The organism is Martinezella sp. CNPSo 3732, assembly GCF_057784515.1.
This window is the reverse complement of record NZ_JBXSOO010000003.1, coordinates 166,492-178,683: the sequence shown is the minus strand read 5'-3', so window position 1 is coordinate 178,683 and position 12,192 is coordinate 166,492. Positions and strand designations below refer to the sequence as shown.

At 60.6% G+C, this 12,192-nt stretch carries 9 protein-coding genes; 5 read left to right on the top strand and 4 right to left on the bottom strand.

What is annotated here, in order from left to right:
* Positions 1-181: 181 nt before the first annotated feature.
* The gene (locus AC13RM_RS09520; RefSeq protein ID WP_440479014.1) at positions 182-796 is read right to left on the bottom strand and encodes a TetR/AcrR family transcriptional regulator; all 615 of its coding nucleotides are present in this window, start codon (positions 794-796) and stop codon (positions 182-184) included.
* 145 nt (positions 797-941) lie between these two features.
* On the opposite strand from AC13RM_RS09520, the gene AC13RM_RS09515 reads away from it, so the two are divergent.
* Positions 942-1,679 (top strand): SDR family oxidoreductase, encoded by a 738-nt coding sequence (locus AC13RM_RS09515; RefSeq protein WP_440479015.1) that lies wholly within the window; start codon positions 942-944, stop codon positions 1,677-1,679.
* Between the two features lie 118 nt (positions 1,680-1,797).
* Here the strand turns inward: AC13RM_RS09515 and AC13RM_RS09510 are convergent, their stop codons facing one another.
* Together AC13RM_RS09510 and AC13RM_RS09505 are read right to left on the bottom strand one after the other, a co-directional pair.
* The gene (locus AC13RM_RS09510; RefSeq protein WP_113230537.1) at positions 1,798-2,082 is read right to left on the bottom strand and encodes a GIY-YIG nuclease family protein; all 285 of its coding nucleotides are present in this window, start codon (positions 2,080-2,082) and stop codon (positions 1,798-1,800) included.
* Between the two features lie 377 nt (positions 2,083-2,459).
* Positions 2,460-4,925 carry an ATP-dependent helicase gene (locus AC13RM_RS09505; protein WP_488554889.1) on the bottom strand — a complete coding sequence of 822 codons (2,466 nt, stop codon included), beginning with the start codon at positions 4,923-4,925 and terminating at the stop codon, positions 2,460-2,462.
* A gap of 362 nt (positions 4,926-5,287) precedes the next feature.
* On the opposite strand from AC13RM_RS09505, the gene AC13RM_RS09500 reads away from it, so the two are divergent.
* The 4 genes from AC13RM_RS09500 to AC13RM_RS09485 all read left to right on the top strand — a co-directional run bounded on the left by AC13RM_RS09500 (position 5,288) and on the right by AC13RM_RS09485 (position 11,723).
* Positions 5,288-6,457 (top strand): efflux RND transporter periplasmic adaptor subunit, encoded by a 1,170-nt coding sequence (locus tag AC13RM_RS09500; protein ID WP_488554888.1) that lies wholly within the window; start codon positions 5,288-5,290, stop codon positions 6,455-6,457.
* Positions 6,454-9,606, top strand: a complete 3,153-nt coding sequence (locus AC13RM_RS09495) for an efflux RND transporter permease subunit (protein ID WP_488554887.1) — start codon at positions 6,454-6,456, stop codon at positions 9,604-9,606. Before AC13RM_RS09500 ends, AC13RM_RS09495 begins: the two co-directional genes overlap by 4 nt.
* Before the next feature lie 240 nt (positions 9,607-9,846).
* Positions 9,847-10,860 (top strand): flagellin N-terminal helical domain-containing protein, encoded by a 1,014-nt coding sequence (locus tag AC13RM_RS09490; protein ID WP_488554886.1) that lies wholly within the window; start codon positions 9,847-9,849, stop codon positions 10,858-10,860.
* Between the two features lie 194 nt (positions 10,861-11,054).
* The gene (locus AC13RM_RS09485; protein WP_285171397.1) at positions 11,055-11,723 is read left to right on the top strand and encodes a YiaD family glycine zipper/OmpA-like lipoprotein; all 669 of its coding nucleotides are present in this window, start codon (positions 11,055-11,057) and stop codon (positions 11,721-11,723) included.
* A 58-nt stretch (positions 11,724-11,781) separates the two neighbouring features.
* Here AC13RM_RS09485 and AC13RM_RS09480 read toward each other — a convergent pair whose 3' ends face one another.
* Positions 11,782-12,189, bottom strand: a complete 408-nt coding sequence (locus tag AC13RM_RS09480) for a DUF2000 family protein (protein WP_488554885.1) — start codon at positions 12,187-12,189, stop codon at positions 11,782-11,784.
* Positions 12,190-12,192: the final 3 nt, after the last annotated feature.

Below are 12,192 nucleotides of genomic sequence, written 5' to 3'. Positions count from 1 at the left end.
ACCCGCGGGAAACGCAGAATCCCGAAGCCGCTTCAATCGATATAATCGATTGGATTATCATTGGTAGCTTGCTAGGCATGCGGATTCTGCAATGCTGCAATGCAATAGCTTGCAAGAGTGGAATGTCTAGCCATGCTTTTTAGCTTTTGGGTTCGCCTTCGATCGGGGCAAGCTGCCGATGTCAGTCGAGGCTGTGCAAATAGCCAAGAACGGCGCGTTTCACGCGCAGAGCCAGCTGGTTTTTATCCGTGTCGCCATGGTCCCCTGCGGCATCGACCATTCCCTTGATGATCGCGACCACGTCGCGGCTTGCCACATCGATATCGACCTGCGGCGGCAAATCCGGTCGCAGCAAAGTTGTGCGGGTGAGCTCCAAGAATCGCCGCTTGACCGCTTCGGTGGCGGCATCGAGCGGCAGCCGCGCTTCCTCGAAATCGAGCAGACGGGCAAGTGCCGGCCGGCGAAGCTGCTGCTCGACGCAAGGGAGGATGAGCGCCGACAAGGCCTCGCTGCCGGTGGGCTTGTTGGCGGCAATTTCCGCTTCTGCGACGAGGCGGGAAGTCTCGCGCAGGATCAAGGCGCCGATCAGCGCATCCTTGCGTGGAAAATATTGATAGAGCGAGCCGACGCTGACACCGGCCTTCTCAGCGACGGCATTGGTGGAGAAGGCCTCATGGCCGCGCTCTTCCAAAATGCGAGCCGCAGCCTCCACGATCGCTTCGACTGTTGCGAGCGAGCGGGCTTGCTTTGGCGCTTTTCTCGGCGTGGCGCGGCTGTGGAGCGGGCTTTCGGACATGTTTCTGGAATGCGAGTAGCAAAAAGCGAATTATCGCTCATATTGCAATTCGCGACCCAACGAAAGAAGCGTTTCAACGACATGCCGAGATTAAGTTCCCGGGCATGGCGGAGAGCGCTTGTGCGAAGGACAAGGAGATTGACGCATGTCCAACGAAATTAGATCAGCGATCGTAACCGGCGCATCCAAGGGCATCGGCGCCGCTATTGCGAAGCAGCTTGCCGCCGACGGCTTTCAGATCGTCGTCAACTACGCATCGAGTTCCGAAGAGGCGGCCGATGTTGTCGCCGGTATCGCTGCGGCGGGTGGTCGCGCGATTGCAGTCCGTGCCGATGTCGCCGATGCCGCGGCAATGACGGCATTGTTCGATCGCGCGGAAGCGGAGTTCGGAAAGGTCGGCGTGCTCGTTAACAATGCCGGGATCAGCAAATTCTCGCCACTGGCCGAGGTTTCGGATGAGGATTTTCGGCAGCAGGTCGCGGTCAACTTGACGGGAACCTTCAATGGAATGCGAGAAGGGGCGAAGCGGGTGCGCGATGGCGGCCGCATCATCAATCTCTCCACCAGCATTATCGGTCACTACTCCCCCGGCAACGGCGTTTACGCCGCGACCAAAGCGGCGGTGGAGGCGATGACCCATATCCTTGCCAAGGAACTCGGTCCGCGCGGCGTCACGGTCAATGCGGTCGCGCCGGGGCCGATCGCGACCGAATTGCTGTTCAAGGGAAGATCCGAGGCGCTGATCCAGCGGCTGGTCAACGACATTCCGCTCGGACGCCTGGGGCTGCCGGAGGATATCGCCCAGATCGTATCGTTTCTGGCCGGGCCGCAGAGCGGCTGGGTCAACGGCCAGATCATCAGGGCAAATGGCGGGCGCAACTGAAGTGGCGTAGTGGGATGCAGGAGCCTTTGTGCGGCGTCACCAGCTACCGTCAGAAATGCGAGATTCGGATTGTGGTTGAAGGACTGGGATGCACAGGCGAGGGGGGAAGCGTGAGGCTTCACCAGAGCTCGTAGTATAAATCCCGCCAATCGGGATTTGTTTTTTCGATCAGCTCGACTTTCCATTGGCGATACCAGCGTTTCAACGATTTTTCCCGCTGTATGGCTGAAACGATGTCGGCGTGGTCTTCATACCAGACGAGTCGCGTGCAGCCATATTTCCACGCGAAGCCGGGCGTCAGACCTTCGCGATGTTCGTAGATGCGGCGTTCGAGATCAGCGGTGACGCCGATGTATAACGTGCCTCGTTTGTGGTTGGTGATGATGTAAGTGTATCCACTCATGCGTGTATGGTGTTGGTTGAGACGATAGCCGTCAAGAGCTAGAATGAGCAGGCAGTGTTGCGTTTACCACCCTTGCCCCACACTCCGTCATCCTCGGGCTTGACCCGGGGATCCAAACGCAGGCCTCGTTGCTTGGGGATGAAATCGGCGTGCCAACGGTTTGGTCACGACCGTCGCATTGCACTCTTGTCGTGATTCAAACTGGTAGCGCACTTGGTGGAAGCGCTTGTGCTTGGATCCTCGGGTCAAGCCCGAGGATGACGGAGGGGATGGGAGATGAGGAGCCCCACAGTGGATTCGACGCGTGCACTTTGAACTAGGATGGACCACGGCGCCTGTCAGCGCGCCTCTGGTCTCTATCCAGAGGCCTCGTCGTCTCAAACCCTCTCCACAAACCCATCCAACACCCTTTTCTGCCCGGCGCGGTCGAATTCGATCGTCAGCTTGTTGCCCTCGATCTCCGAGACATTGCCGTTGCCGAACTTGATGTGGAAGACGCGATCGCCGATGGCGAATTTGGAGGGTTCGGAGGAGGTGGACTTGGCCACCAGTTCGCCGTCGATGGTGCGCACCTTCGGGCCGCTTTCGCCATAGCCGATGCGCTCGACCGCATGGCCAGAGCGGCTGCCCCAGTTGTCGCGTGTCGCATCGTTGCGGTTGGCCTGGGCGCGTTTCCAGCCGGGCGTGGAATAGGTATTCGCGAAGGGATCGGCCTTGTCGAAGCGGGACTGGCCGTAGCCGCCGCGGCCGTACCCACCATAGGATTGCTCGACTTCGGCGACCTGAACATGCGTTTCCGGCAGTTCGTCGAGGAAGCGGGAGGGGATCGTGGACTGCCAGAGGCCGTGGATGCGGCGGTTGGAGACGAACCAGATGTGGCAGCGGCGCTTGGCGCGCGTAATGCCGACATAGGCCAGGCGGCGCTCTTCTTCGAGGCCGGCGCGGCCGCTTTCGTCGAGCGAGCGCTGGTGCGGAAACAGGCCTTCCTCCCAGCCGGGCAGAAACACGGTGTCGAATTCCAGACCCTTGGCGGAGTGCAGCGTCATGATGGAGACGGCGTCGAGATTCTCGTTCTGCTCGGCATCCATGACGAGGGCGACGTGTTCGAGGAATCCACGCATGGATTCGAAACTGTCCATGGAGCGGATCAGTTCTTTCAGGTTTTCCAGGCGCCCCGGCGCTTCCGCCGATTTGTCGTTCTTCCACATGTCCGTATAGCCGGACTCTTCGAGGATCTGCTCGGCAAGCTCGGTATGAGGCATGTTTTCGAGCAGGCCCTGCCAACGGCGGAAGGACTGCACGACGTCGAACAGCGCCTTGCGCGCCTTCGGCTTCATCTCGTCCGTCTCGATGATATCGGCCGCTGCCGCCAGCATCGGGATATCGCGCACGCGGGCGTAATCGTGCAGTGCGCGAACCGTGGTGTCGCCAAGGCCGCGCTTCGGCGTGTTGATGATGCGCTCGAAGGCGAGATCGTCAGCCGGCTGGCAGACGAGACGGAAATAGGCCATGGCATCGCGGATTTCGAGGCGTTCGTAGAAACGCGGGCCGCCGACGACACGATAATTCAGGCCGAGCGTGACGAAACGATCTTCGAACTCGCGCATCTGGAAGGAGGCGCGCACGAGGATGGCGATGTCGTTGAGATTGTGCTTGTTGCGCTGCAGCTGCTCGATCTCTTCGCCGATCGCGCGCGCTTCCTCCTCGGAATCCCAGGAGGCGTGCACCTGCACCTTGATGTCGTCGGGGTCGGAGCGGTCGGTGAACAGCGTCTTGCCGAGCCGGCCTTCATTATGAGCGATCAGATGGGCGGCTGCACCGAGAATATGTTCGGTGGAGCGATAGTTGCGCTCGAGCTTGATGACCTTGGCGCCCGGAAAATCCTTCTCGAAGCGCAGGATATTGTCCACCTCCGCACCGCGCCAGCCATAGATCGACTGGTCGTCGTCGCCGACGCAGCAGACATTCTGAGGCTCGCCCTTCTGCCGCTGCGCTAGCAGGCGCAGCCACATATATTGCGCCGTGTTGGTATCCTGATACTCGTCGACGAGGATGTAGCGGAAGCGCTGGTGATAATCCTTGAGGATATCAGGATTCTGCCTGAATATATTGATCGGATGCAGCAGGAGATCGCCGAAGTCGCAGGCGTTCAGCGTCTTCAGGCGGTTCTGGTAGGCGGCATAGAGCTCGCGGCCCTTGCCGTTGGCAAAGGCGCGGGCGTCACCCTCCGGAATATCGGCGGGGCTCAGGCCCTTGTTCTTCCAGGTGTCGATCATGCCGGCAAATTGCTTGGCCGGCCAGCGCTTGTCGTCGAGCCCTTCAGCCTGGATCAGTTGCTTGATCAGGCGGATGACATCGTCGGTATCTAGGATAGTGAAGCTGGAGGTGAGGCCGACCAGTTCGGCATGACGGCGCAGCAGCTTGACACCGATCGAGTGGAAGGTGCCGAGCCAGGGCATGCCTTCGACCGCGCCGCCGACCAGCAGCGCGATGCGTTCCTTCATCTCGCGCGCCGCCTTGTTGGTAAAAGTCACGGCGAGGATCTGGCTGGGGAAGGCGCGGTTGGTGGAAAGGATATGGGCGATGCGGGTGGTCAGTACGCGCGTCTTGCCGGTGCCGGCGCCGGCAAGCACCAGCACGGGGCCGTCGAGCGTTTCCACGGCTTCCGTCTGTTCCGGATTAAGGCCCGAGAGATAATCCGGCCGGCGGCCGCTGTCGCGTGCCGCCATGGCGCGAGCAGCAATGCCGCCGCTGTTGCTGCCGGCAGCCGGCGCAGAACGGCGCGGCGCCATATGCTCCGGCTCCTCGTCAAAGAAGGGAATGTCGTCATGTCCAATGGTCATGCGGCCCAATGTAATGATTCTACCCCGAAAGGCAAAAGAAACGGGCCGAAACTAGAACAAAAAGTGCACATTCACAGGGCATAATGCTTGACCGAAGCCTGTTTTTCGCATCGGAACGGATCGGTCTGGCCCCCGAGTAAAACGTTTCGTTGTCCGCACCAAGATTACAACTTTGTCATAATCTGTCGCAGAACTTGCTGCATATGTACAAAAACACGATATTGCAGCAAATCGGGCACAATCTTGCGTTATGGAGCCGCCCGAACCGAGATTGGCCCTGTAAGTGCGCTGGGTGAGAGGGGCCGTACTAAAAACCAACGACGCGATTTCATCGCCTCTGACACAACGAGCCGGAGACGTGCATGACCGCCTGGAAGCAGCTTTCCTTGTCTTTTCTCTTGCTGGCAGCCGGCATAGCCGCTGTCGTGGCCTTCATGCCAAGTGCGGCGGGCTTGCTGCAGAAGGTCGGCGTTCCCGAGACCGTCGTGGCCTGGATTGCTCCGCACCATGACGCGGCGGACGGAAAGGCGGAGACGAAGGCAAGCTCCGGCGGACGGCGCGGCCAGAACATACCGCTTGTCGTCACTGAGCCTGTGGTCAGCGGCGTCGTCAATGATCGCCTGAGCGCCATCGGTACCGGCGACGCCATCCGCTCGGTCGTCGTCATGCCGCAGGCGGCGGGCACGATCCGGGAAATTCTCATAAAGTCAGGTGACAGGGTGAAGCAGGGGCAGGTGCTGGCGCGTCTCGACGACGACGAGCAGATCATCGCTCGCGGTCAGGCGGAGGTGGCGCTGAAGAGTGCCGTCGAAAAATCCCAACTCTACCGCAACATCAAATCCACCGTCTCGCGCATGGATGTGTTCGATGCGGAGATCGTGGAGCAGGGCGCCAAGCTGGCGCTGCAATCGGCCGAGCTGGCGCTGAAGCGCCGTGATGTGGTTGCGCCGATCGACGGGATCGTTGGCATCGTGCCTGTGGTCGTCGGCGACAACGTGACGACGACGACCAATATCGTGATGCTGGACGACCGCTCGGAAATCCTGGTGGATTATTGGGTGCCGGAACGCTTCGCCAACACCGTCAAGGTCGACCAGCCGGTGGAAGCGACGTCCGTGGCATTGCCGGGGCGGGCATTTTCGGGCGTTGTCGAGGCAGTCGACAATCGTGTTGACGGCGCGAGCCGGACGTTGCGTGTGCGCGCCCGGATCGACAATGCCTCCGATGTTCTGCGCGCCGGCATGTCCTTCAATGTCGGCATGCGCTTTGCCGGAGAATCCTATCCCTCCGTCGATCCGCTCGCCGTCCAATGGGATGGAGCGGGTGCGCATGTCTGGCGCGTCGTCGACGGCAAATCCTCGAAGGTGCGCGTCAGCATCGTGCAGCGCAATCCGGATGCGGTGCTGGTCCGCGGCGATCTTCACAATGGCGATCTCATCGTCATCGAGGGATTGCAGCGCGTGACCGAAGGCGGCGAGGTTCGCTTTGCCCGCGATGTCGCCCAGGCCAAGGAGGTCATCACCCAACGATGACCGATGGCGATGACATGACGGATGCCGGCTCGGCGGCGGCCAAGCAATCCTTTACCGCGCTTTTCGTGCGCCGGCCGATCCTGGCGCTGGTCTTCAACACGCTGATGGTCGTCGCCGGTCTCGCCGCCTATTTCGGCGTCGAAGTGAGAGAACTGCCCGATGTCGACCGTCCGGTCGTGACCGTCAGGACCGTGTTTGACGGCGCTTCTCCCCAGACGGTGGATCAGGAGCTGACGAAGATCATCGAAGGGGCGGTCGCCCGCGTCAGCGGCCTGAAATCGGTCTCCTCCAGCTCGTCCTTCGGCCAGAGCCGGGTGACGCTGGAATTTTCCGACGCGACCGATCTTTCGGTTGCCGCGAACGATGTCCGCGACGCTATCGGCCGCATCACCGAACAATTGCCGGATCAGGCGGATGCGCCGCAGATCGTCAAGGCGGATTCGGATTCACAGCCGATCATGCGGCTTGCCGTCACCTCGAGTACGATGACGATGGACGACCTGACGCAGCTCGTCGACAAGGAGATCACTGACCGGCTGGCCTCCGTCGAAGGCGTTGCCGATGTCGAGCTCTATGGCGATCAGGAGAAGGTCTTCCGCATCGATGTCGATCAGGCGGCTCTTGCCGGGCGCGGCCTGACGATCGGCGATCTGACGACAGCGCTTGCGACCGCGGCGCTCGACGTGCCGGCCGGATCGTTGAAGAGCGCGCGCCAGGATATCGTCGTGCGCGCAACGGCCGCATTGCAGACGCCGGAGGATTTCTCCCGGCTGATTATCAAGAACCGCGTGCGGCTCTCCGATGTCGCGACCGTGACGCTCGGACCGAGGGACGGCACGACCGCGCTGCGCTCGAACGGCGTACAGGGCGTCGGCCTCGGCATCATTCGCCAGGCGCAGTCGAATACCTTGAATATTTCCGAAGGCGTGAAGGCCGTCGTTGCGCAGCTGTCGAAATCGTTGCCCGAGGGTACGCGCATCGTCATCACCAGCGATGACGCGCTGTTCATTCAGGGGGCGATCCACGAGGTCGTGCTGGCGCTCGTCCTGTCGGCGCTGATCGTCACCGCAGTCATCTATCTCTTCCTGCGCGACTGGCGGGCGACGTTGATCCCAGTCGTCACCATGCCGGTAGCGCTGATCGGCACGCTTGCCGCGCTCTATATGGTGGGATTCTCCGTCAATATCCTGACGCTGCTGGCGATCGTGCTTGCGACCGGCCTCGTGGTCGACGACGCCATCGTCGTACTGGAGAATATCGTTCGTCGCCGGGCGGAGAAGATCGGGCCGCGCGCCGCCGCTGTTCTCGGTACGCGAGAAGTCTTTTTCGCGGTCATCGCAACGACGGCAACGCTCGCCGCTGTGTTCATTCCGCTGTCCTTCCTGCCGGGGCAGGTGGGCGGCCTGTTCCGCGAATTCGGCTTCGTGCTTGCCTTCTCTGTAGGCCTCTCATCGATCGTAGCGCTGACGCTGTGCCCCATGCTTGCCTCGCGCATGCTGACCAAAGAGATGCGCGAGGAGCATGGCGCGCTCGGGCGTTTCGGCGAGCTTTTCTCCAGTGTCTATCGTCGTACCCTCAAGGCCTGTCTCAATGCGCCTTTCGTCGTCATCGTCTTCTGTGCCGTGCTTTCGGCTGCAGCCGTCCTGGCGTTCGTAAACGTCAAGAGCGAGCTGACGCCGAGCGAGGATCGGGCGATGGTCATGTTGCGTCTCACCACGCCGCAAGGCGCAGGCCTCGATTATACCAAGGATCAATTGCAGCGCGTCGAAGAGCGGCTGCAGCCGCTGATGGACAGCGGCGATATACGAAATATCTACGCGATTTCAGGCATGAACAGCCAGAAGAACAGCGGCTTCATGGTGCTGACGCTGGCGCCTTGGAGTGAGCGTCATCGTACGCAGCAGGATATCGTCACCGATATCAACAAAGCCATGGCAGGCGTGCCGGCTCTTCGTGGCAATATCATCCAGGCCAACAGCCTGCGCATCCGTGGCGCAGGCAGCGGCGTGCAGATGGCGCTCATCGGCAACAATCACGAAGCGCTGACCGAAGCAGCCCTGAAACTCGTGCAAGAACTCGACAAGACCGGCCAATTCGATACGCCGCGGCTGAACAACGAGCCGACACAGGCTCAGGTCTCCGTCACCATCGATCGTGAGCGCGCTTCCGATCTCGGGGTCGACATTTCAGGTCTTTCAGTGGCCTTGCAGTCGTTGCTTGAGGGCCGCTCCGTCGTCGACGTATTTGTCGCCGGCGAATCCTATCCGGTGCTTTTGACGTCGACGATGCGACCGATCGACGATCCTACGGACCTCGAAAATGTCTTCCTCAAGACCGGCGACGGCAAGATCGTGCCGATGTCGGTCATTGCGTCGTTGAAGGAGAATGCGGTTGCGCCGCAGCTGACCCGCGAGCAGCAGCTGGCCTCGGTTGCGATCACGGCCGGGCTCAAGAACGGCATGTCGCTCGGGCAGGCGGTCGAGGAAGTCACGCGGATCGCAGCGCCGCTCCTGCCGCCTGGTTCGCGGTTGATGCCGCTCGCCGAAGCGGCGACACTGGAGGAGAATTCCAGCGGCATGGCCCTGACCTTCGGTTTTGCCATCGTCATCATCTTCCTGGTGCTCGCCGCGCAGTTCGAAAGCGTGCTGTCGTCGATCATCATCATGTCCACGGTGCCGCTCGGCCTTGCCTGTGCCGTCTTTGCGCTCGTCATCACCGGATCGAGCCTCAACATCTACAGCCAGATCGGCCTGGTGCTGCTCGTCGGTGTCATGGCCAAGAACGGCATCCTGATCGTCGAGTTTGCCAATCAGCTGCGCGATAAGGGGGAGGGTGTGCGTGAGGCGATCGAAAAGGCCTGCGCGCTGCGTTTGCGGCCGGTCATGATGACGATGATTGCGACCATTCTCGGCGGCGTGCCGCTCGTCTTTGCGGAGGGCGCGGGTGCGGAAGCGCGCGTCGCGCTCGGATGGGTGATCGTTGGCGGCCTGGGGTTTGCGACCCTAGTCACGCTTTACATCACGCCGGTCGCCTATCTGCTGATTGCCCGCTTTGCAAAACCGCAGACGCATGAAGAGCAGCGGCTGCATGACGAGATGTCGGACGCGGCGCTGCGCGCGAAGCTCACCAATCTTCGTGCGGCGGAGTAGGTCGGCAGGTTGCGCCCGTTGCGGGCGTTGCGCTTATTTATGGTAAATCAGGGGTATCGTTTAGCGCTTTTTTAAGCATGTTTGCTAATCATGTCGGTATGTAACCGCTGGAGCGCAGGCGTTGTTTTGCCTCGTTCCCCGTTCGCCGACACACTCGGCCCGCGCGCATGAGCGCCCGCGGCAAGGTTCCGATGTCTCCTTGTATTTGTTGCGTATTGTTGCGTCCGGAGTTCATGTGCCGTGAGTATTTTTTCGACCTTCATCAGGGTCAGTCCCTCCGTGAATACAGCACTGGAAGTGCTGAGGGACACCCAGACCAAACTGGGTAACGCCGAACGACAGATGTCGTCGGGCCTACGGGTTCAGTCGGCCAGAGACAATGCCACATACTGGAAAATCTCGACTTTGACGCATACCGATATCGGCGCGATTTCGTCGGTTCAGGATGCGCTTGGTCTAGCCGCCTCGACCGTCAGCACCGCTTCCACGGGTGTCAGCAGCGCGATCGACGTCGTGACCGAAATCAGGACGAAGCTCGTCGGCGCCTATGAGACCAGCGTCGATAAAACGAAGCTCAACGACGAGATCACCGAGCTCAAGCAGCAGCTGCGCAGCGTCGGGGAGTCGGCCACGTTCAACGGGGTCAACTGGACCGTGCTGCAAGACGGTGCGGACCCGACTGATCCCCATGAAATTCCAGGCTCCCTTATCCGGGGCACCAACGGCACCGTGACGATCGGCATGCTAAGCTATGCGGGCGTCAGCTCGACGACCGGGCCGATCACCTCAGCCGATGCGCGCTATCTGATCGATGATCAGTCGAGCGGTACCGGCGGATATGGCGTGCTGACGTCGACGTCTTTCGCCACCGAAGCCGGAGCGGCCAAGAATTATGTGCTGATCAGCAGCAAGAACGGCAATACGAGCGGCCAGGTGGAGATTTCGCTCGATGCCAATACGACCGGGGGCGCCATTGTCGACATGGTCAACACCGTGACGGGAATGCTGAACCAGCTCAAGACGATCGGATCCGCCTTCGGCTCCCTCGAAGCGCGTATCAATCTTCAGACCGAGTTTGCCAAGAATCTCAACGATTCGCTGACCAGCGGCGTCGGCAAACTCGTGGATGCCGATATGGAGCAGCAGTCGAGCAAGGTTCTGGCGCTGCAGGCCCAGCAACAACTCGGGCTGCAATCTCTGGCGATTGCCAATGCGAGCTACAATACGGTTCTGCAGCTCTTCCAGAATCACTGATTGCAGGTGTGCGGCGTCGAAGTTGGTGGGGTCGGAAATGGCAGGCTCCACGCTTCCGGATGAGCCGGCTTCGCCAAAAAGCTTTGCCGACGCTCTATGCACAGGGGACAAGGGTCTGGATAAGATTTCTCTTCATGATATTGCCGCAATGCTTCATATCTGCTGCGGCCATCGAACCGGAGAGCGACGATTCTATGATCAAGAAAATTGCTATTTTTGCCCTAGCGGCAGCCTTTTTGAACGCATGCACCACCACCGACCCCTATACGGGTGAGCAGAAGGTATCGAATACCGCAGGCGGTGCGGCGATCGGCGCCGGTGTCGGCGCCGTTGCCGGCCTTCTGATCGGCCATTCGCCGGCCTCGCGCCGGAATGCCGCGCTGATCGGCGCAGGCGTCGGTGCGCTCGCAGGTGCGGGCATCGGCAATTATATGGACCAGCAAGAATCAGAGCTGCGTGCACAGCTGCAAGGCACCGGCGTTTCGGTCACCCGCGTCGGCGACCGCATCATCCTGAATATGCCGTCGGCAATCACTTTCGACATCGACCAGGACGCGATCAAGCCGGAATTCTTCTCGACACTGAATTCTGTCGCGATCGTTCTGCGCAAGTTCAACCGCACGCTGATCGACGTCAACGGTCATACGGATTCGACTGGCAGCCTGCAGCATAACCAGGATCTGTCCGAGCGCCGCGCCGGATCGGTCGCGTCCTACCTCGGCAGTCAGGGCATCGATCAGCGCCGCATGTCGGCCATCGGCTTCGGTCCATCGCAGCCGGTTGCAACGAATGCGACCGAGGCCGGTCGCGCGCAGAACCGCCGCGTCGAGATCCAGATCGCACCGATCACGCAGAACGGCTAAGCCTTTTCAACAAAGACGGCCGGGTCTCACGATCCGGCCGTTTTCCTTGCGCATCCGATCACGCGTGCATGCTCGCACCCTTGGTGATCTTGTCGACGATTTTCTTGTCCGCGCGCAAGGCGATGCCGACGACCTTGGCATCTTCCGGTGCGAATTCGGAAAAGACGGCGCGGTTGGCCGCATCATGGCCGGTTGAAAACATTTCCTCGATGAAGATGGAAGACGTGACACCACGCTCCAGCGAGCGGCGGTGGATGGCGGTAATCCTCTCCTTGTCGGCCGAGAGCACGATGATGGGCTGGATTGACAAAGCGTTGTAGACGTTGCCAGTGCGATCGCGATAGGCTTCTCCGATGATATCTGGATGCTGTCCGGCTATGCCTGTCGACAGGAAGGCCGTTACATTCAGCTTTTGCCAGGATTGAAGGTCGCTTCGCAGAACGATCGCGATTTTGGTATCGAACATCGA